This window comes from Paenibacillus sp. sgz302191 (genome assembly GCF_057749925.1).
In genome coordinates, this window is sequence record NZ_JBYLHY010000010.1 from 52,053 (window position 1) to 77,276 (window position 25,224).

At 41.2% G+C, this 25,224-nt stretch carries 4 protein-coding genes and 1 pseudogene; all 5 read right to left on the minus strand.

Annotated features, from left to right (window positions below; genetic code table 11):
• Positions 1-1,740 (minus strand): annotated as a pseudogene (locus AC3G2T_RS16315) (ABC transporter ATP-binding protein).
• Positions 1,721-2,632, minus strand: coding sequence for an ABC transporter ATP-binding protein (locus tag AC3G2T_RS16320; RefSeq protein WP_474681832.1), 912 nt, complete (start codon positions 2,630-2,632; stop codon positions 1,721-1,723). Before AC3G2T_RS16320 ends, AC3G2T_RS16315 begins: the two are co-directional and overlap by 20 nt.
• Positions 2,584-3,153, minus strand: coding sequence for a hypothetical protein (locus AC3G2T_RS16325; protein WP_488436166.1), 570 nt, complete (start codon positions 3,151-3,153; stop codon positions 2,584-2,586). Before AC3G2T_RS16325 ends, AC3G2T_RS16320 begins: the two co-directional genes overlap by 49 nt.
• 81 nt (positions 3,154-3,234) lie before the next feature.
• Entirely contained in the window at positions 3,235-13,059 is a 9,825-nt protein-coding gene (locus AC3G2T_RS16330; RefSeq protein WP_488436167.1) for an amino acid adenylation domain-containing protein, read from the minus strand.
• Between the two features lie 31 nt (positions 13,060-13,090).
• On the minus strand, positions 13,091-24,949 hold the full coding sequence (locus AC3G2T_RS16335) for an amino acid adenylation domain-containing protein (RefSeq protein ID WP_488436168.1): 11,859 nt from the start codon (positions 24,947-24,949) through the stop codon (positions 13,091-13,093).
• Between the last annotated feature and the right edge of the window lie 275 nt (positions 24,950-25,224).

Genomic DNA, 25,224 nt, shown 5'->3' on the forward strand with positions numbered 1-25,224 from the left:
TTATTTGACCTGCAATCCGTAGGAATCTTGCTGCAAACGCCATAAATTTGCATAGAGTCCCTCTTTTGCACATAATTCGCGGTGAGTGCCTGCTTCAGCGAGTTGGCCCTGGTCAAGCACAAGGATTTTGTCCGCATGTTGGATCGTCTTCAGGCGATGCGCAATGATGATGACCGTTTTATTGGCCACCAGCTCGTTGATGGCCCGCTGCACTGCGGTCTCATTTTCCGGATCGAGCGAGGCGGTCGCTTCGTCGAGCAGCACAATCGACGCATCTTTCAACAATGCGCGGGCTATGGAAATCCGCTGCTTCTCTCCGCCGGACAATGTCGAACCGCCCTCTCCTACCGGCGTATCATAGCCTTGCGGCAATCGGGAGATGAACTCATGGCAGCAAGCGCGCTTGGCCGCTTCTTCAATTTCTTGTGGCGCAGCGTCCATCTTTCCGATTCGAATGTTGTTGCCGATAGTGTCCTGAAATAAGTAAACATCTTGAAACACCACGGAAATATGCTTTAAAAGGCGCTCCGGATCGGCATGTTGAATGGATTGGCCGCCAATCTTGATCGAACCTTGCTGAACATCCCAAAATCGCGCAATCAATCGTGTTATCGTGCTCTTCCCGCTGCCTGACGGTCCGACCAAAGCCGTAATCGTATTCGGTTCAATCGTAAAAGACAGATCCCTCAGGACAGGCGCGTTGGCGTCATAACCAAATGTGACCCGGTCAAAAACAATCGTCCCATGAGGTTCGATGCTTGCAGTCCCCTGCATCGGCTGCTCCTGCTGCACGTCCATGATGCGCTGCGCGCTATAAGCGGAATACCGCATTTCGCCATAATTCATCAACACCACCATCAAAGGTTCGAATACTCGCGTCCCCACCAGCAGGAACAGGAGAAAGACGGGAAGCGAGAGCGTTCCGCCAACGAGCAGTTAGCTGCCGACGTAAATCATGATCGTCATCCCGGAACGGGTCAGCAGCATCGCCCCCATAATTAAAGGACCTATGACGCCTTCCAAGCGGATGGACGCACGCATCAACCGGTCAAAGGAAAGACGCAATCGCTCAAACCGTTTGCCTCCCATATTATGGGCTTTGATCTCCCGTATTCCGGCCAAATATTCCTGAAGCCGGCTGGCAGCTTCATTCTTGGCTTTGACATGGCTCTCGCTTAAACGCGCTTGGAGCGCATCCGTCAGCCAAAGCAGCAGTACGCCGAACGGAACCGCGACGAACATAGCCAATGCCATTTTCCAATCCAAAAAGACGAGTCCTGCCAATGCAAGAACGGGCAGCACAATCGCGCTAACGAGCTGAGGCACATTGTGCGAAATCGTATGTTCGACTTGCCCGTAGTCGCCGAGCAGCAAGTTGGTCATATCCCCCGGATCGCGTTTGCCGAAATAACCTAACGAAAGATGGCGCAAATGCTCGGCCAGTTTCAACCGCCCGGACGCCGCCAGACGATATGCCGTTTTAAATGATTTGTTGTAGAGCAAGGCATAGGTCGTATACGAAACGATCAGCCAGGCGAACAAAATCGCGTACACCGCCCACAACCGTCCGGTATTCAAGCCCGCTTCCGGTTCAGCGAAGGAATGATAAATCGTATTGAAAACGTCGACCAGGAGCGCTGCGGGAATTACCTTGGCGATTCCGTCCAGCAAAACCGCAAAAGCGGAAGGCCATAAGCTTCTGACATTTCCTCCCGAAATATTAGTAAAGTAATGATTCATTTCCCGAGCCCTCCTTCGCGGCGGCGGCAGCGGCGGCGGACGCGTTGCCTTTTGCTCCCAGTTTCCAGAAAGCCGCACTGATATGAGCTTGCCACATCTGTTCATACAACCCGTTTAATGCCCGCAGCTCGTCATGTGTTCCCCTCTCTGCAATTTCGCCTTGTCTCACGACCAGAATTTGCTCCGCCGCGCGTATAGTAGACAGGCGGTGAGCGATCATGAGGACGGTTTTCCCCTTCACTAATTCGGCCAGGCCCTGCTGAATGTTCTTTTCGTTCTCCGCATCCGCATATGCGGTCGCTTCGTCGAGCACCAGAATGGGCGCATTTTTCAAGAGCGCCCGGGCAATGGCAATCCGCTGCGCTTCTCCGCCGGATAAATAAGTCCCTCCCTCGCCGATTTTAGTGTCATATCCGTCCGCGAGCTTCTCGATGAATTCATGGCAGCAGGCCGTCTTCGCGGCCGCAATGACCGCTTCTTTGGAAGCTGCCGTATTCCCCATCCGAATATTCGCTTCAATCGTATCGTAGAAAAGATGCACATCCTGAAACACGAAGGAGACCATATCCATCAACATTTCCGTACCGATTTCGCGAATCGGAACGCCGCCGATTGCGATCATTCCATCCTGAGCATCCCAGAAACGCAGCAGCAAATTGGCAATCGTCGATTTCCCGCCGCCCGAAGGACCGACCAAAGCGGTCATTCCACCCGCTTTTGCGACAAAATGGATATCTGTAAGCACCGGCTTAAAATTCTTGCTCTCTTTCTTTTCATAGGCGAAGCAAACATGATGAAAGGCGATATCGTACATAACAGGAACTCGGGGAAAAGCAGGTTCCGTCACAATCGGTTCGGCAAAAACAGCTTCAATCCGCTTGTTGCCTTCCACATTTTTCTCATTCCGCTCCCTATGTACATAAGTTTCATTAACGACACCGATAAGCTTGGTGTAATGATCAGAAACAAAATAAGCGTAACGGCAAAGGATTGACTTCCGGAATGACCGCTTGCCAGCAAGATACCGATGGGCACAACAAAAGTAAACAAAGAGCTCACTAGAATAAAAAAGAGACTATACGGCGTCTTGCTCAAATCCGTAATGCGGAGGGTAATATCGCGATATTTGACAACGGCTTGCTTGAACGTTAAAAAGGAATCCGCCCTAATGCCAAATATTTTTACTGCGGGCATTCCCCGAACATACTCCACGCCGGTTGCATTCATTTCTTCCACCGCGTACTGAAATTCCCGATAGGCTTGTTGTCCGCTTTCACTGCTGAACATACGAGCCTGCAGCCACAAGCCGACGCCGATCGGAATAAGCAGCACCGCCGCCAGGCGCCAATCCAGCCAAAATAAATAACCGATCAATAGAATCGGGATTAACGTAAGCTGTCGCCTGCCCGCCAAGCGCCAGCTTGTCAGAGGCCAACGGGATAAGCCGGCGCATTGCTTCGCCGCTCGCACCCGACGGGTGAAGAATGAGCGGCGCTAAAAACTACTCGACGTAATCAATCCAAGTTCGTTTATTTGAACTTCCGGGTTCGTTACCACCTGTTTAATCATGGAAACAAAATGTTTTTGAATCTGTTCTACGGTGGATAAGTCATAAACATTTGCATTGTACATCAATATGATCTTCATCTTCTCATGGGGCTTTACGATCAAAGTAAAATCAAAGCTATTGTGTTCTGTACCCTCAACATTCATAATTTCAAGCGGTCTTTCCCCTTTTTTGCCCAAATTCTCCATTTGCTCTTCTACAGGAAAATTCTGATATACAACAACATGGTTGATCAAAGATTGTTTTTGCTTGGTTAGATTTTGAATATCATACAAGGAATACGTATCGTATGCATGTGACTCAACGGCTTGTGCCTGATTCCTTTTCATGATTGATATAAAAGAATCCTCTCCCTTAGAGTGGATACGAACAGGGATTGCATTGATAAATAATCCAATCATACTTTCGATACCAGGAATGACAGGCGGTCTGCCCGATACAACACTTCCGAATACAACATCGTTGCTTTCATTATATTGCTGCAGCAAAACACCCCAAGCCGTCTGCACGAACGTATGAATCGTAACCTGATGCTGCTCCGCTGCCTGTTTCATTTGCTGGATCAGTGCATCTTCCAAATAACAGCTTAGCGTTCTGGAATCTTGTCTTTCATGCTTCAGTTTGATTTTTTCTCCGGGTAATTTCGTTTGCCCTTCATAGCCTTCCAAGTAATGACTCCAATACGTTATGGCTCCTTCATTGTCTTGCTGTTCCAACCACTCAATGAATTGACTATACGGTGTTAATAAAGTCATTTCGGGTTTTCTGTTCTCCCGAATCGCAAAGTAATTTTCAAAAATTTCTTTGCTTACAAGAGACATACACCAGCCGTCCATTAAAATATGGTGAAAACTCCATATGACGCGGTATTCTTCATTCTTTGTTCGTAAGAGAGACATGCGTATTAAAGAATCTTGTTGTAAATCAAATCCTCTTTCCTTGTCCAGTTGGATATAATCGTCAGCATACGCCTTTCGTTGCAACTCATTCATATCCATTAAATCTTCAACATTAAATTCAAATTTTTTCTCTTGATAAACGATTTGCAACGGGATGTCCACGAAATCACGATAAAAATTAGTTCTTAATATCGCATGTCTTTGCATCAAATGATCCAAGCTCTGTGCAAAAGAGGCAGCATCGAAATCTCCACGCATGTCAAACATGATTTGCACAAAATAAGCTCCCGAAATTGGATTTCGTACACTTTCGTACAGCATTTCCTTCTGCAACGGTGTTAGTGGATACACATTTTCGATATGACCGATGTGCTGAGTTTGTTCCACTAATTGATCCAGTTGATCAATGGTTAATGACTTGCATGAAATATCACTTGGTGTAAGTTCGGTTCGTTCTTTCGTAACACAATGTTCAATGACTTCTTTAAGACTTTCCTTATAGAAACAAGCCAACTGCTCCATCGTTTCCCGTTGATATTGTCTTCGACTATAGTTAATGGTGAGCGACAGCCTTCCCTCTATAACGATCCCATTGATATTAAGTACAAACGGTCTCTTGTTGTTTTCACTTACGGATGGTCCGCTGGAATAAGTTGAAAATTTAATTCCACCATTGTCTGAACCTTGATTCACCTGGCCCATATAGTTGAAACTAATTTCGGGATTTTTCTCAAAAGTGAATCCTTCACGCACATGTGACAAATACCTTAAAATCCCGTAGCCAATACCCTTGTTCGGTATCCGGCGCAGTTCTTCCTTAACCGTCTTAATTCTTCTCGATACATCGATCCCGGCTTTCATCGTTAGGATCACTGGGTACATACTCGTAAACCATCCCACTGTACGCGTGATATCCACATCCGGAATGATTTGTTCTCTCCCGTGCCCTTCCATATTCACAACGATTTCTTCCATGCCTGTCCATTCATGAATAGCCATTCCCAGTGCCGTCAGCAATATATCATTAATTTCCGTATTATACGTATGATGTGTCTGCTTTAACAATTGCTCGGTTTCCGCTGCTGTCCACTGAATGGTTATCGTTTCACTATCTTTCCCGATAGTCTCATCACAATCAACATCTTTAGGCAGCGGGTTTATTTCAACCTGCTCCATACGACGCCAATATTTATCTTCTTGCTCCATCGCAGCGCTATCTGCAAAAATAGACATTTGTTCTGCCCATTGTTTAAACGAAGCCGTTTTCTGTGGAAACCGAATTTCTTGACCTCTTAAGAACTGATCATGTCCTGCTTGAATATCTTCATATAAAATACGCCATGAAACCCCGTCAACCACCAAATGATGAATGGCAATAAGTAAATGATCTCCTTCGGCACATTGGAACAAGCCTAGTTTTATGAGAGGCCCGTGATACAGATCTATACTGCACTGAATTTCTTTCGCTTTATTTTCAATGATAGGTGCAGGGTTTACTTCTTTTTTAAGGTCAACGATTTCAAGACTGAATAATTGTTCTTCCTCTATCCCCCGACTCCACGCTTCATATCCGCCTTCAGCCGCTTGACGGTAAACGATACGAAGAGCATCATGATGCTTAACAATCTTATTCATCACGTTGTGAATGAAACTGACTTCAAAACCTTGTTCTCGATAGAACATCATTTCCTGATTGTAGTGATGTGCGTCCGCCATATTTTGATCAAAGAACCAGCGTTGAATCGGTGTCAGCATCACCTGTCCGGTAACTTCCCCTTGCTCAGAAATGGTGCTCGCTGATTTAACGTGTAAACTTAACTCCGCTACTGTCGGATATGTGAAAAAATGCTTCATTTCCACTTTATATCCAGCTTGGAACAAGCGTGAGGAAACTTGAATGCATTTAATCGAATCGCCCCCAAGTTCAAAGAAATTATCCAGGATGCTAATCTTTTGAACGCCGAGCACGGCTTCCCAAGCAGATGTTATCGTTTGTTCTATATGGGTTTGTGGCGCCATATATTCTGTTCCCTTTTGCATGCTTTCTTCTGGAGAAGGCAATGCTTTTCGGTCAATTTTTCCATTTGACGTTAACGGTATTTGCTCTAATCGAACAAAATAAGACGGGATCATATAATCCGGGATTTCTTGAGATAATGCCATTCTAATTTCCTTTGCTGTTAGTGGGCTGTTGCCTTTCCAATACGCACATAATTGCTTCGTTCCATCGTCATGTTCCCGGGCAATAACGACCGCTTCTTGAATGGAGTCTATTTTCAAGAGTGCTGTTTCCACTTCGCCAAGCTCAATTCTGTAACCGCGAATTTTCACTTGATGATCAATCCGTCCCAGATATTCAATATTTCCATCCGGCAGCCATCTCGCGGCATCTCCCGTTCTGTACATTTTCCCTTTTGTAACAAATGGATTATCAACGAATTTCTCTGCTGTTAAATCAGGTCGGTTCAGATAACCTCTGGCAAGCCCCTCACCTGCTACATACAACTCTCCCTGCACGCCGATCGGTTGAATTCGTAGTTGTTTATCCAAAATATACGTTTGCAAAGTAGGGATCGGTTTTCCAATATTGCTTTTTCCTGCATGTATTTCGATCCCGGTTATTTCTTTATATGTTACATGAACCGTTGTTTCGGTGATTCCATACATATTAATCAACTGTATGAATGGATATTTTACCCTCCAATCCTTTAATACCGCTGGATTGAGGGCCTCTCCTCCAAAAATCACTTTTCTTAATTTCAACTCTCCTCCATGATCTTTCAGCTCTTCTTGAAGAAGATGATAGAAGTACGTTGGCGTTTGATTCAATATCGTCACTCGCTCATCTTTTAACAATTGTAAAAATTGTTCCGGACTTTTTGCCGTCATTTGCGGCACGATGACTAATTTTCCGCCATAGAGCAATGCCCCATACATTTCCCACACGGAAAAATCAAAACAAAAGGAATGAAACAACGTCCATGTGTCTGAGGCATCAAAGTCAAACAAATTTTTACTATTAAACAATAAACGAACGACATTTTTATGTTCAATACACGTACCTTTTGGTTTACCTGTCGTTCCTGAAGTATAAATGACGTATGCCAATCCCGTTGGTGCAGCGGTGATTCCCAAGTTTGAATTGTCTTCATGATAAAACTCGGGATGATCCAGGTAGGCAACCTTTCCTGCAAAAGATATGCGTTCCTGCAAATGACTTTGCAGCAATAATACATGTACTCCCGAATCCTCAAGCATATAACGAATACGATCCTCCGGATATTCGGGGTCAATTGGCACATATGCTCCGCCGGCTTTCAAAATCGCGAGGATGCCAATGATCATATCTAACGATCGCTCAGCTATGATCCCAATTAACTGATCCGCCTCAATCCCTTTGACTTTGAGCGTTCTTGCCAATTGGTTGGCTTTCTCGTTCAGATCTTTATAGGTCAAGTGTTGATCCTCAAATACAACCGTCACTTGTTCAGGAGTTCGCACAGCTTGCTCTTCAAACAGCCCGTGAATCGTCTTGTCCAATGGATATTCAGCCATGGAATCATTAAATACTTCTAAAATTTGCGTTTTCTCTTGTGTTGTTGTCCATTCCATTTCATTTATACGGATATGCGGGTTGTTGATCACTTGCTCCAACACTTGAATCAAATGATCGCGAATGCGTTCTACGCTTGCCCGATCATAGACGTTTGCATTGTAATAGAACATCCATTTCATTTCTTCACCTGGTTTGATAATCAGGTTAAAATCATAATTCGTTTGTTCATCCGCTTCTACATTTGTAATCTGAAGAGCTGTCTTCTCTTGATCTCCAAACTGTTCCATAATGCCTTGTACGGGATAATTTTCGAATACCAGAATATGATCGATCAAATTTTGTTTTTGTTGTGTTACAGCTTGAATCTCATATAATGGATACGTATCGTAATGATGCGAAGCGACAGCTTGTTCCTGATTCCGCTTCAAGAGCTCTATAAATGTCTCATTTCCTTGGGCCTGAATACGTACGGGGATTGTATTGATGAATAAGCCAATGATGCTTTCAACACCGACGATCGCCGCCGGTCTGCCCGATACCACACTCCCGAATACAACATCTTCACTGCCATTATACTGCTGCAGTAACATTCCCCATGCTGTCTGCATGAACGTATTCAGCGTAACCTGATTCTGACTGGCTGCTTGTGTCATTTGCCTAGTCAACTCTTTACTTAGTGTAAAAATCATATTCTCTGAACGATACTCGTCACTCTTCGTTATTGTATTTTCTTTCGGCAGAGCCGTTTGCTCGTCATAACCTTTTAAGTAGTCACTCCAGTATTTCAAAGATTGTTCATGATCTTGCTTTTCCAACCATTCGATATATTGTTTGTATAGGATCGCTCCCTTTTCCTCAGGTTTTCTTTGTTCTTGAATAGCAAAGTATCCTTCGAATAACTCCTTTATAACAAGAGATAGACACCATCCATCCATCAAAATATGATGATAATTCCAAATAAAACGATATGTTTTATCATGGGTATGCAAGATCGAGATACGCATTAACACATCTTGAGACAAGTCGAAACCTTTGATTTTATCTTCTCTCGTATAGGACGCCACATACGCTTCACGTTCTTCTTCGTTCATTTCACGCAAATCTTCATATATAAGTCCATTCTGTTTATGTCGATATACGACTTGCAGTGGTTTATTCTTCCATTTGCTGTGAAAATTAGTTCTTAATATGGTATTTCGTTGCATCATATGATCCAAACTCTTCGTGAAAGCTTCCACATCCAAAGACCCATGAAGATCAAGCGTCGTTTGAATAAAATAAGCTTCAGAACTTGAATGAAGCAGATTATGGAAAAACATTCCGTTTTGCATAGGCGATAACGCATATATATCTTCTATTTCACCAATGTGTGCGGATTGCTGTACAAATCCTTCTAATTCTTCAATGGTGATTCCTTTTAACGAAACATCACTTGGTGTTAATTCCGGTTTCTCTTTCGTCACGCAGTGCATGATAATTTCTTGGAGACAATCTCTAAATAATTTTGTCAATGACTCCATCGTTTCCTTTCGATATTGCGTGCGGCTATACCGAAGTGAAAGCGACAATTTGCCTTCTACAATTAAGGCGTTTATGTCAATAAGATGATTTCTTGTGTGGTTTTCGCTTGCTGTTGCACCGCCCGAGTATGGGGATATCTGCATCGCACTGTTTTGAATATCCTGATCGAATTGTCCCAAATAGTTGAAACTAATTTCAGGATTCAATGTAAATGGAACCTCTTTCCGATTCCCCGTTAAATACCTTGAAATACTATAACCAATGCCTTTTTGGGGAATTTTGCGAAGATTATCTTTGTTTGTCTTGATGAGGCGGGACAAATTTGAGCTTGCTTCCATATTCAGTACAACAGGATACTGGCTAGTAAACCAACCGATCGTACGCGTAATATCGAGATCCGGTATAATTTGTTCTCTTCCATGTCCTTCCAGATTGACCGGAACTTTATCCATGCCAGTCCAATGATGAATAGACATGCCTAATGCGCTTAACAGCAAATCGTTAATCTCCGTTTTATAGGCACGATTCGCTTGTTTTAATAACTGCTCCGTTTCTGCTGCTGTCCATTCCAAAGTTATTTCTTCACTGTCTTTTTCCAGCGCATAATCCTGTCTATCATCTTTAGGCAACGGCTTATATGCTGTTTGTTCGATTTCATCCCAATATTCAAGCTCTTGTTTTATGGCATCACTGTCCGCATACAATTTCAGTTGTTCTGCCCATAATAGGAATGAATCTGTTTTTTGAGGTAGTTGAATCGGTTCTTCATTGCATAATTGTTCATATCCCCTCGAGATGTCTTCTATCAAAATTCGCCATGAAACCCCGTCGATGACCAAATGGTGAATAACAATCAACAGATGATCTCCATCTGCACATTGAAACAAGCCTACCTTCATCAAGGGTCCCTTACCCAAGTTGATACTACTTTGAATTTCATTTGCTTTATTCTCTATCTGTTGAGAAGGATCAGTTAATGGGGTGAAATCCATCACTTCAAACGTATGTAACGGTTGTTTTTCCACCCCTTCATTCCATGCTTCATAACCATGTTCCGTTGGGCGGTATACGATACGAAGCGCATCATGATGCTCGCAAATTTTATTTAATACGCGGCGAAGGGTGGCTTCGTGAAAACCTTCCTTCCGATATAACATAACAGATTGATTATAGTGATGGGCATCCACCTTATATTGCTCAAAAAACCAATGCTGAATTGGAGTCAGCATCACGTTTCCAGTTATGATCCCCTGTTCTGACATCGCGCTAATCGGTTGAACATATGGAATTAAGCTTGCTATGGTTGGATATTTAAACAAATGATCCATCTGTACCTGATAGCCCGCTTGATATAATCTCGAAGAAACTTGAATCGATTTAATCGAATCCCCTCCAAGCTCAAAGAAATTATCCAAAACCCCAATTTTCTCAACGCCTAGTACCGTTTCCCAGATGGATGCGAGTTGTTGTTCCACCATAGTTCGCGGTGCTTCGTACTCCATTCCCTTCAACATATTTTCTTTTGGAGCAGGCAGCGCTTTGTGGTTAATTTTTCCATTAGACGTAAGCGGCATCTGGTCCAGTTGTACAAAATAGGACGGAATCATGTAGTTTGGCAGCTGCCGGGACAGCTCTTCCCGCAGTTTTCCTATCGTTATTGCTTCCTTACCTACCAGGTATGCACATAATTGCTTTGTTCCCGCTTCATCTTCTCTGGCCATGACGATTGCCTCTTGGATCATGCTTATGTTTAAAAGTGCCGTTTCCACTTCGCCAAGTTCGATCCGGTATCCGCGAATTTTCTCTTGATGGTCCATCCTTCCTATATATTCAATGTTTCCATCCGGCAACCATCTTGCGAGGTCACCCGTCTTGTACATTTTTGCTCCCAAAACAAACGGATCATCTACGAATTTCTCCGCCGTCAGGTCTGGACGGTTTAAGTAACCTCTAGAGAGCCCTGCTCCTGCTACACATAATTCTCCCTGTACCCCAATAGGCTGTAATCCATTCTGTTCCCCTAATATATAGACTTTATTATTCGCAATAGGCTTCCCGATTGAGATGTCTTGATCCGCGCAATTGATAGAAAGAACCGTGGATACGACACTATTTTCGGTTGGACCATATTCATTGCAAACTTCGATGTGCGCATTGATGTGCTGCAATTTGTGTATTAAGGCAGGTATAATCTTCTCACCCGCAGCGACGACATTTTTCATTGAAATCCAATCTTCTGCGTTCACATTTTCCAATAGGGTCATCAAAAAACTAGGCGGACTTTGGATGTGCGTGATTCCCTGCTTTTTTATCATGGTATTGATTGCTGCAGCATCTTTACATTGTTGTTGGTTTAACACATATACCGTCGATCCAGATATAACCGGACCAAAAAAATGGGTAATAAACGAATCAAAAACGAATGGATTCAGCATCAATACCCGATCTTCTCCAGTAAATTTATAAAATTCCGATTTCCACTGAATGGAATTCGCAATGCTGCTGTGTTCGATCATAACTCCTTTAGGATTCCCTGTTGTTCCTGACGTATAGATCACATATGCCAAGTCACGCGGACTCGCTGATTGCTCCAAGTTCAAATGATTGGTATTGTAACTCTCTTCATCATCAAGGACGATGCATGTCCCTTCAAAATTTTCCGGTTTCTGTAAATGACTTTGCAGCAGCAACCATTTCACTTTTGAATCCTCTAATACAAAATGAATACGTTCTTCCGGATATTCCGGATCGATTGGAACATAAGCTCCCCCAGCTTTTAAAATACCGAATAAGCCTACGATCATCTCGAGCGAGCGTTCCGCCATAATCCCAACTAACTGCCCCGCTTGCACACCATTAGATTGAAGCGTCCGGGCCAATCGATTCGATTGTTGATTTAATTCTCTGTACGTTAGTTGTTTATTCTCAAATACCACAGCTGCATGATCCGGTGTTCGTTCCACCTGTTCTTCAAATAATTGATGCATCGTCTTGTTCTTTGGATACTCCGCCGCTGTATCGTTAAAATCAAATAAAAGCTTGTTTCTATGAAGCTCTGAATGCATTTCTACTTTACTTAGCTCCAGGTCAGGTTGGTTTAAAACAACGGAAAACAATCGGTCTAAATGTTCTATAACTTGAACCATAAAATCTTGATCATAGCGATCCTTATCATAAAATAATTTCAGATGAATGAACTCATTCTCCAGATCAAAATGGAAAATAGTAGCTGCTGCTTTTACGTTGTTTTCATCAAGGGATGAATGAATTTCATTTAAAGAAACAATGGTATGGATCATAGGTAAGTGGTTCGAATCATATTGTATATTTAAATGTTCGACCATTTTTCTGAAAGGTACTCTTTGATGCTGGATGGCTTCGCTTAAACCTAATTTCACTTGATTAAATAAGGATTTAAATGACATCGTACTATTTATATGATTTTTTAAAATTAAGAACTTATTCGAAAGCGAAAGGTCATTGTTCTTTTCATCAATCGTCGGCATGCCAATAATCATCTTTGTTTCACTCGTATATTTATAAAGCAGGCAATTAACTCCGGTTAATAATATCGTATAAATCGCCATATGAGCGTTTTTCGAGATGGACTTGATTTTATGTGAAACGTCGTATGACAAAGGTTTATATATATAATTGTGATTATCCGTATCGCCTGAATGCTTTGAAGTTGTTTTACAATAGGGCAAATGAATAAGATAATCACCATCTTCAAACCGACTTGCCCAAAAAGATTCTTGTTTTTTAAAAATTGACATACGTCACCCCGATCCACATTTGTATGTTATATTAAAAATCCACTTCAATTAAATCTGTTAGCGTATCCCGATTCATTAATTCTTCAACCAGCTTGATTTTGTTAATTTCGATATGAGGGTTTTGACAAATGGATGTTAAAAGTAACAACAAATTTCTTGACATCGCTTCAATCGTTGTTTTCTCAAATAAGGTTGTACTATATTCAAAAGCGGCTTCCAGTTTATGATCAGAAACGGTTGTATATAATGTTAAATCAAATTTGGATACCCTATTATTTTGAGCATAAGGTTTACATGTTGCACCATCCATTTGAAACTCCGCTGCATCGGTATTTTGCAATACGAACATCGTGTCAAACAACGGATTGCGCCGGGCATCTTTGATTATTTGGACTCTCTCGATCAATTCCTCAAAAGGATAATCTTGATTTTCATAGGCGTTTAACATATTTTCTTTAACTTCAAGCAAGTACTCCGTAAATGTTTGTTCTCCCCTAGGATAATTTCTAACAGCAAGTGTATTCACAAACATCCCCATAACCGGTTCCAATTCTGCATGGGTCCTTCCGGCAATCGGCGTTCCAACGATGATATCTTCTTGTCCGCTGTATTTGGACAAAAGAATGGTATAGGCTGCCAATACAATCATATACAGCGTCGTTCCTGTCAGAGCTTCCATTTTTCTTAAGCCTGCAAAAATTTCTTCCTCCATAGCAATTTCGAATACATCTCCCTCATAGCTTAGGGATTCAGGTCTCTCATAGTCTGTTGGCATATCCAATAAAGGAATCTTTTCACTAAAGACATCAAGCCAGTACTTCTCCTGCTTTTTCATCCGGTCACTTTGAAGTTGAACCTGCTGCCATTCAGTATAATCCTTGTATTGAATTCGAAGAGGTGAAAGCTCGGCTCCCTTATACAACTGGCTAAGCTCAGTCATTAGAATGTTGACGGATAACCCATCTGAAATGATATGGTGCATATCTACAAGCAATACATGACGCTCCTGCTCAAGTTCAATAAGCCCCGTTCTCATAAGAGGCGCTTGGCCGAGATCGAATGCGCGAACAAACTGTTGAATTTGGTTTTCGATATCTTCTTCCGTTGACTCTATCCATTCAATTCCAAAATTCACTTCAGGATGTATAATTTGTTTAGGCTCTCCGTGTATGATTTTAAATGCCGTCCGAAGAGACTCATGACGATGAATTAATTGTTGGAACGCTTCTTCTAATCTCATACGATCAAGCGATCCTTCGATCATAAAGAAGCCTGACATGTTGTAAATGAGTTCTTTGCCGCCTTTGATGCTCATAATGTACATTCTCATTTGCGCCGAAGAAATAGGGTAGTATTCTTTCTCCTCAGCTTTGGGGATGGATGCTAATACATTCCGCTCCATATGGTCAATGGACTGAGCCATCTGTTCGATCGTGAGCCATTCAAAGACGTTTCTTACAGATATAGTGACATTCATTTTTCGATTGATTTTGGACACCAGCTTTGTCGCTCGTAAAGAGTTGCCTCCTACATCAAAGAAAATATCTTTTACGCTGATTTTTTTTACGGCAAGCACGTCTTGCCAAATGGCCAGCAGCTGTTTTTCCACCATCGTACGGGGCTCTACATATTCGCTTCCCGTTTGTATGTTTTCTTCTGGAACCGGAAGCAATCTGCGATTCATTTTTCCGTTCGATGTCAGAGGCATGTGATCCAATTGTATAAAGTAGGATGGAACCATGTAATTCGGTAAAACATTTGACAGTTTTTCTTTCAACTCTTTAACCGTCAGCATGTAATCCGCTGTGAAGTATGCACATAAAGATTTGTCCCCGTTCACATCCTCATGTGCAATGACGATGACCTCTTTCACACACTCTATATGCAACAGTGCTGCTTCGACTTCCCCTACTTCGATCCGGTATCCGCGAATTTTTATTTGATGATCCGTTCGTCCCAAATACTCGATGTTGCCATCCGGAAGCCATTTCACCAAATCTCCCGTCTTATACATTTTTGCTCCCTGGACAAACGGATCACTTACAAATTTCTCCGCTGTCAGCTCAGGTAAATTCAAGTACCCTCTGCCTACCCCATCGCCGGAAATACACAATTCTCCTACGACTCCCACAGGCTGTACTTTTTCATGTCTATTCAAAATATACAGACGGTTATTTCCTAATGTTCGGCCAATCGGCACGTAAGCCCGGCTATTCTCCGAATCAAGCTGCTCTGGAATCACACTGAACACAGCAACATCCACGCAACATTCTGTCGGGCCGTATACATTGATAATGGTTGGCGGCGCTATTTGGTTGAGCGAAAATAATGATGTTATTTCAGCTACACTTTGCTGAGGAAGAGCCTCCCCGCCAATCAGCATGTATGTTAACGATATCCTTTGAACGTTTTTTGCTTTTAAAAGTAATTTCAAGTGCGCAGGCGTACCGTCTGTTAAATCAATTTGATTGTGTTGATAGTAATTCATTAAATCTTGTCCATCCAGTATCGTTTCCTTGTCCACGATATATAAGGTATGGCCTAATAGCAGTGCGCCGAAAATTTGCTTGACAGATGCATCGAAATAGTAAGGCGCCAGTAAAGCGATATGCAAATTTTTATGCTGATCATCAATAACCTGGCTATACAACGCTTTAACCAAGTGATGAACCTGACGGTGTTCAATCATCACGCCTTTCGGCTTGCCTGTTGTACCTGAAGTATAGATCACATAAGCCAACTGCTTGGAATCTCCTGCGGACTCCAAATTCGACATATGATCTGCATAGGCTTCTTTGTCGTTCAAATCAATAACTTTGCCATTGAAAGATACAGACTGCTTAAGATGCCTTTGCGTGACTAACAACGTTGCTCCCGAATCATGTAAAATATACCGGATACGCTCTTCCGGAGCATCCGGATCGATCGGCACATACGCCCCTCCCGCTTTTAAAATTCCAAAGATGCCAACCATCATGTCAATAGAACGCTCTGTCATGATGCCTACTAATTGGTCCGCATATACTCCCTCCGCTCTTAGCGTACGCGCCAACCGATTCGCACGTTCGTTCAGTTGACGGTACGTCAATTGCTGATCTCCAAATACAACGGCCAATTGATCGGGGGTCCGCTCCGCCTGCGCTTCGAATAATTCCTGGATTGTCTTATCCCGCGAATAATCTATCTTTGTATCGTTACATTCATTTAAAAGATAGTTTTGCTCACTTTCAGACACCATTTGAATGTCTGACAAGACAACATCCGGTTCGATCATAATGTCTCTGAGGATGTTGATAAAATGCGTTTTCATCCTGTCAATGGTGTCCCGTTCAAATAGTTCCGTCTTATAATTAAAGTGCATTTCCAGGCACTCTCTGTCATCTTCAACGATGAACATTAAATCATACAACGATATACCGACATTTAATTCTCTAACTTTAAACTTGCAATCATTTTCTTGCCTTTGATTCAACTCTGTATTTAAAAAGATATACATCGTATTGAAGATCGCTGTCCCGGTTGTATCACGATGCGTATTTAACTTCTCTACAAGGTTGTCAAACAGATAGTCTTGGTTATCCAATGCATCCAGGGATAGTTTTTTTATTTCTTCGAGATAGCATCGAAACGATTTATTCCCCGCCGGCTGTGATCTAATGGCTACCGTCTGAATAAAGACACCTATCATTTTTTCGACATCAGGATGGTTTCTTCCTGAAGTTGGCGTACCTACAATAATATCTTCTTGAGCCGAATAATGATGAAGCATCACATTATAAGCTGCCAATAAAACCATAAATAAAGTGGTTCCCGTTTGTTTGGCAAGCTTATCCAGCGAATTCTTCAAATATGGATCCAAAACGAATGACAATCTTGACCCTGCCGAAGTTAAAGAAGGTGTTCGAACAAAATCAGTAGGCAAATTAAGGTTCGGAATCTCCCCTTTAAATTGATCCAGCCAATATGTTTCTTGCTGCTTATAAGACTCTCCCGCCAAAAATTGTTTCTGCCAAGCTGCAAAGTCTTTGTATTCAACTTCAATTTCAGGCATGCTTCTTCCGTCATAATCATCGATGAGTTCATTAGCGAGAATACCAACGGAATACCCGTCCGAAATAATATGATGCATATCGATGAGTATTTCTGCATGATCATGGTTTACTCGAATGAATTCGGCACGTATTAATGGAGCCTTTGACAAATCAAATGGTCTTGCAAACTCCTTCACATCTTGTTCAAATTGACTAGGACTTTTTTGAGACCTTTTCACTTCAAAATCAACCGATGGGGCAATATTTTGGTAAAGTTCTCCGTCAACAAGATGAAAACTTGTGCGAAATACTTCGTGACGTTGCACCATTTGTTCCAATGATGAAATCAATTTATGTTCATCTATATTTCCTGTGACCGTGATGTGCCCGCACATGTTTTGAAATAGGCTATTCGGCTCAAATTGATCCAGAAAATAGATCCGCTGTTGTGCTGAGGATGTTTCATAGAATTCTTTTACTTCCAATGCCTTAATAGGCATAAAAGTTTCTTCTTTCTCGCCCGTAATCAGACTGGCAAGTTCCTTAAGATGTTGATTCTTAAAAAATTGTACAATCGAAATTTTGTGATGGAACTGCTCTTGTACCTTTGAAAGCATCACCGTCGCCTTGAGCGAGTTCCCTCCGAGATCAAAAAAATGATCATTTCTCCCCACTTGATCCACGGATAATAGTTCCTCCCAGATCAGCGCCAGCTTTCTCTCCGTATCATTGGCCGGATTTTCAAACACGGCTGCTTGATTGGCGCTAAGAACGCGCTCATATGCAAAACGGTTGTACATTTCATTTAATTGATCTTGTTGTTCAGGTGAAAATAACGTTAAAGACGAAATTTCAGCCTGTGGATGATTCGCCATATTTTGCAGCAAGCCAATAAATCCTTCAGACCACATTTTCATCATCTCATGTCCAATGAGATCGGTATTATAATCAAAATCCAGGATCAATTCATAGCTGACATCCGTAATATTAAGAAATAAATCATAAGGAACACGTTTAATGGGATACGACATAAATTCGGTCTCTATATGTTCAAATTGAAGACGATGAATCGTTCTATCCATATTAAATAAAATGCGGGTATCCGGCGCCGGCATATTGGGAAGTTGTTCGGATACGATCGTCAACGGAACATGCTGATGTTTCATTACGCGAGCTAACGTTTCCTTGATATAAAGGATATTGTCTAAAATGGACTGATCCGTTTGCACGGTATTGTGAACAGGTACAATATTGACGCAATTGCCAATAAGCACATTTGTATTCATATGGGACTGACCCGCCGTAGGAACGCCAATCACAAGTTGAGACTGACCTGTTAGTCGATGCAAATATAAATGAAACGCGGCGAACATGGTTACAAACAAGCTGCTCTTATTATTTATACTTAAAGTTCTCAGTGATTCGGTTAATTGACGATCCAACTTCATCGAATGTCTTTCCCCTGAATAACCTTTTTGAACATCCTGGAACTGCATCGTTGGTAAAATTAATTTGGGGAATGATAAGGAAAATTGCTCTTTCCAAAACTGAATCCCTTGTGTAAATGTACCTTTTTCATGTTCAAGCTGCTGCCATGTTAAATATTCACGGAATGAAGTGGCTTCAGGTAATAAAACTGGAACCCCTCGAATAAGAGCAGAATAGGTTTGTTCCAACTCTTGAATGAATACAGCAATCGACCAACCGTCTGCAATAATGTGATGAAATGTAAGTACCATAAGATATTGATTCGCTGCCTGTTTAAGCAAACTGATTCTAAATAGAGGCTCCCCAGACTGTAAATCAAATGCTTTACTCGCATCGTTAGATAACCAATTGGAAATTTCCAGTTTTTGGATCTCATGGACATACTGTGAGAAATCCATACATGCGCACTGAAATTCAATTACGGGTCTAACTTGTTGTGTTTCACGATCTGCATGAATCACCGTTCTCAAAGCATCATGACGATGTGCTATCCGATTCACTGCCTGATTCAGTGTTGAAGGTTCTACATTCCCTGTCATCTTTAAAATAACACTTTGATTTAATGCCGCATTCGCATTTTCCCCATGTAGTGAAGTCAATAAAAGATGCTTTTGCTCTAAAGAAAGTTGATATTCCGGAATAGGCGAGTCACCAGGTATAAATCCAAGCTCGCGAAGTTCATAGATCGTTTCTTTCACAAACTTAATGATGGTATTCATGTCATCCATCGTATGCACGGTAGATATAAAACAGTTGCGACCTTCCCAAATATATAAACCTTTATAAATTAAATGATAGAAAAACAACTCCAGATCCCCAAATGAAATAAATCTAAAAAGCGATCCATAGTTTACCATTTGTATAGGTACATTGGATTTTTTAAAAAACTCATTTAACTCTTTTACAAGATAATCCGTTTTTTCATTTAGGTCCTTATATAATTTCCCTCCTTCGGATTGAAGATACTGCAGCACCGTTAACGATACTCTCATCGTAAGCGGGTGTGTACAAAATGTTCCACCGACAAAAGTTTTCTTGTCCGCAGCTGCAGGATAGGACTGATCGCCGAAATTCCAAGTTCCTCCATCCACAGCGTTCATAAATTCGGCTTTGCCTGCAACGATTCCAATAGGCATGCCGCCACCTATAACTTTTCCATAAGTAATCAGATCTGCTTGAACGCCAAACCATTCTTGTGCTCCACCCAAACCAATTCTAAACCCAGTGATGACCTCATCGAAAATAAGTGCTGCTCCAAATCGTTTTGTAATCTCTCTAAGCTGCTGTAAAAATTGCCTTGGCTGCACATCAGGTCTTCGGCTTTGCACCGGTTCTACAAGTACAGCAGCCAGTTCATCACCGAGACTTTGAATGATATCCAGTGTTTGTGGATGGTTATAATTAAGAATAATCAAATCATTCATAAAGCTTTTTGCAATGCCGGGAGCCATTGGAAGCGCAGAAGATACAACATCCTCCGGATTCGCCACACCCAGCACACCGTCATGCGTTCCGTGATAGGATCCTGAAAACAATACGACTTTAGAACGCCCCGTTGCCGCTCTCGCTAAACGCAGCGCAACCATGACTGCCTCTGTACCTGAATTATAAAATGCGACACGCTCTACACCTGTCAACTCGCAAATTTTTTCTGCGACGTCTCCTGCCAAGTCTGACATGGGACCTAATGGAGGCAATTGGTCTTGAATACTGTCCGCAATTACATTTTGGATAAAAGAAGGATTATGACCGAATAGATTTACACCAAATCCCATGGTCAGATCCAAATACTCATTCCCATCCATATCCCATATCTTTGAACCGTCCGCACGTATAGAAATAATCGGATACACCATTTCTTTCCAATAAGAACGAAATCCGGATACATTGCGATTATTCGCATGGGCAAAACGAGTTTGACCTGTTTTTAACTTAGAGCCTTTTGTTTTTGCGGTATACTTGGAAATAAATTGTTCGACATACTGCTTCTGGGGATGTGAAAACCCGCTCTCTTCATGAACTTTTAATACTTGATAAGGTATGAATGGTTTCGCTTCCTTCGATTCCGTAACTTGTTTGATTTCCTTCATATCTTTCATATTTTTCATATCTTTCATTTCGTTCATTTCAGCGGTTTCTTTGACTTGAACAGCATTGATTTGGTCGCCTAACAATAGATTCAAACTTTTTAATTGTGATTCCATCAGATGAATGGCAGAAATCACAATTTGCTCCGAAACATTCGCGGATGATTGTACCGCAACCGTATTGTTCACGACTGCATGATTTTCATTGTGTTCCTCAACATTTTTATCATTTATATGCTCAGACACATATTTAACTAAGTACTTAATGTTGGTAAGAGTTTCGAAAAACATTTCCATGGGAATATCCAAACTGAACATTTCTAATATTTCTTTCTTGATTTGCATGAGAATAATGGAATCCAATCCCATTTGGAGAAAATGAGCATGAACATCTAATTCATCCAACTTAATTCCAGAAGCACGACTTATACTTGTTTTAATTTTCAATTCAATATCCTTTGTATTCATCTCCATTTGGACCTCATTCCTCTCTGAAATGTATCCCGTTGGTATCGGATGTTTCACTTCAACCCAACACCTCCTCTGTTCAAATGGATATAACGGCAATGGAATTTTTCGAATGACTTCATGGCCATAAAATTTCTCCCAATCGATCACTGCCCCCTGTGTAAATAACTCGGCTAATTGCTTCAACGATTCTGCTTTTGCCTGTTTATATAGACTATCGGAAATAAACTTTTTATCTTTTTTTCCATAGCCAAAATAAACATCTGTCAGATTACGCTCTCCTCGTACGATTCGTTTTAATTTTTCATTTAGTTCTTGTGTACTGGTTATAATGATGGCCAAACGATAATCTAAACTAGCTCTTCCCGTACTCGCTGTATAACAAATTTGTTGAATGGAAACATCACTGTGATCAGTTGTATATTGCTGATAACTTCTCACCAGTTCATCAAGTGCCCGTTCATTCGCTGCAGACAGAACAAATAGATTAGGCTCTTGAACCGTAATTTTATGTTCTGTTTTCAAAGGCACAAATTCTTCGAGTACAACATGCGCATTTGTACCGCTGAAACCGAAAGAACTAACCCCGCATCGCAGGGGCTTACCTTCCTCACCAAAAGCCATTGACTTTTGATTCACATAAAAAGGTGAAGCTTCAAATTTAACCAATGGATTAGGCCTATCAAAATGAACCAATGGCGGAATTTTCTTATTTTGAAACATGAGTATAGATTTTATTAACCCGGCTATGCCCGCTGCTTCAAATAAATGCCCGATGTTTGTTTTTACAGATCCGATAGCACAAAATTGTTTCCGATTCGTATATTTCTCAAAAGCTTTACACAGACCATTAAACTCAACGGGATCACCTAATTTAGTCCCTGTTCCATGTGCTTCAATAAAACTAAGCGTATCTGGAGAAATTCCAGCTTCCTTCCACGCTTGTTCGATCACATTCGTCTGTGACTCAGGATTAGGTGCAGTAATTCCCACCGTTTTGCCATCTTGATTAATCGCACTTCCTTTAATCACACCATAGATATAATCCCCATCGTTAATGGCTTGCTGCAATGGTTTCAATAGTACAGCTCCGACACCCTCGCCAAATCCAGTACCGTTGGAATTTTCGCTAAACGTTCTTGTTAATCCGTCTGGAGATTCCATATCCAATCCAATACTCATAGGTAATAATGCCGTTCGAACGCCGCCTGCTATTGCCATTTCACAATCTCCAGCGAGCAATCCTTTACACGCCATATGAACAGCAACAAGTGAGGAAGAACAAGCGGTATCAATCGTAATCGCAGGGCCTTTTAAATTCAAAAAATAGGCGATTCTACTCGCCAGTACGGATGGTAAATTTCCAATAATATAATTTTTAAGTTCCTCGGGATAACTGGCCGTCACGAGCCGTTCATAATCATATCCCACTTTAGAGTAACCCACATACACGCCTACATTTCTTCCATTGATTCCTTCACCTGCATATCCTGCGTCTTCAATCGTATGCCATGCCGTTTGTAAGAACATTCTTTGATTCGGGTCCATAAATTGTGCTGTTTTCGGCGTTAAACCAAAGAACGAATAATCGAATTGATCAATTTGATCCAAATAACCGCCCTTAATAAACTGACTTTCATTCATTTCACTTCGAATGGATTGTAAATAATCCGTTGCATCTTTTACCCGTTTTTCAGGATAATTATGAATACAATACATACCATTCTCTAAAGTACTCCAAAATTCATGCGTATTCGATGCTCCCGGGACATTTAGAGACATGCCAATAATAGCAATATCATTTGATGATGGATGATCTCCAATGATTTTGTTGACTTGCATAGTTTCGTCATCGTTTTTAGCAAGATATTTTGCCAATTCGGATATAGACGGATATGTAAAGAGGTCAGTAATAGCAAGCTCTTCTCCATATTTTTGTTCTATACGTTCAGCGATTTGAGCCAGTTGCAATGAAGTTGCGCCCATATCAAAATAACTATCCCCAATACCAATCTTCTTCCCTGCCAACACTTCAGAAAATAGTGAAATTAATTCAGTTTCTAAAACATGAACAGACACAGGAGCCGTTTCTTTTGTTTGATCCTTCATGTTCCATTCATGGATGAATGAGGACTCTGTTAAGAATTTACCTGCTTCATATTGCTTAGCTAACTGATATCGCTGTATTTTCCCACTCGTTGTTTTTGGTAGTTTTTTAATGGGCAAGACATCTTTGACGCTCCATCCTCCGTGTATATACAAGTGTTTTTTGATTTCTTTAATAAGGGGTAGAAATTGTTCGATCGTTTTTTTATAAACCACAAATACAACAATTTCTTCACCTTTGCTCGTAGAATCATAAACACCGCAAGCTGCAACTCTTCCTAAGTCGATACCATCCAATTGAATCGCTACGCGCTCAATATCATGGGGGTATACATTTTTACCATTGATGAAAATAATATCTTTTTCCCGCCCGGTTACGACAAGATTCCCATTCATGATGAAACCCAGATCCCCTGTATTCACCCAACCATCTGGAGATAACAATGTCTTTGTTGCTTGCGGATTATTATAATAACCTTGGGTAACGTTATCCCCCTTGATTTGAATTTTTCCAATAACATAATCGGGGACAACTGTATCTTCCTGGTCACAGATTCTAAGCTGGCAATAATCAACAGCCTTTCCAACTGAAACAAACGATGCTGCATGCTCAGCATCTTTGTCTAATTCAATCACATGCTCTCCGAAGTTCAGATGATCCCGGTGTACATGCACAGCAGTAAATTCTTCTTCTACGTTTGGAAAAGCAGCTGCAACAGAGGCCTCAGCTAATCCATAAACAGTGAACATTGCCGTGTTCCTCAAGTGATACTTTGACAATACGTTTAAAAACTCATGGCATACTTCGGGTAATATAGGTTCGGCACCATTATAAATGATTCTGACACATGACAAGTCCCATTCCGCTGCTTTTTCTTCACGAAAGAAATTCAAGAAATACTTATAGCCAAAGTTAGGAGAGGATAGCACGGTTGCTTTGTGTTCATTTACTTTTTTCATCCATAGAACGGGTTTTCGAATAAATAATTCGGTTGGCATCAAGTACTGATTTATACCTGTCACGAGCGGCACGAGGTGGAATCCAATTAACCCCATATCATGGGTAAGCGGCATCCAGGAGAGGAAAGAATCACTTGAACTGATTTTTGCATCATTTATAGCAGCACAATTATTGTAAATTAAGTTTCGATGCGTGAGCATAACGCCTTTGGGATCACCTGTTGATCCGGAAGAGAATTGAATAAATGCCAACTCTTCCGGCTTAGGTTCATAACATTTTACAGATGTATAATCATATACTTTATCTTGTATAATATCCGTTCTAGCTTCTAATTGATGATGAAAATCCAATAATTCATGTTCTAAAGCGAATTTTTTCATTTTATCCAGTACCTTCTCAGATGCAATCATGAATGGGTTGTTTAGCAAATCCCAAATACGGCATACTTTCAAGTTCTGTTCTTCATCTTCACCAACGCTTACTGGCACGGGTATCATTCCACCAAGTATACAAGCCCAAAATGCTACTAAAAATCGTTTGTTTTCTTGTATTTGAAAAATAATCTCTTGCTTTGGTTTCATTCCTATTTCTTGTAAATAGCCTAAATATCCTCGAGCTTCATCAAATAATTGACTGTACGATATAAAAGTTTCTATTTTATCAGCATCAATAAAAAGAATGCCACGGTCAGTTATTTTACTTCTGTCTCGTATGGCATCTACTAACGTTTGAAATTGCTTCGTATACATATCTCTCCTCCAACTCTATCTCTATATGCTTTTTCTGTAATTTTAAGTAAAATTTTACCATAGAAATATATGTATGACAATGATTTAATTGTAAAATGAAAAACAGGCTACCATCTTAAAGAGGTCGCCTAGAATGTTTTATAAGTGTTACATGAAAATAAACTTGATGTTATTTATACCGAATTTCATCAGTCAACGCGGTTTCATTCATTGAAATTTGTTTTGCTGAACAGCGGAAATTATTTATTTTTTTTCGAAAAAGCCTCCGGAAAGAT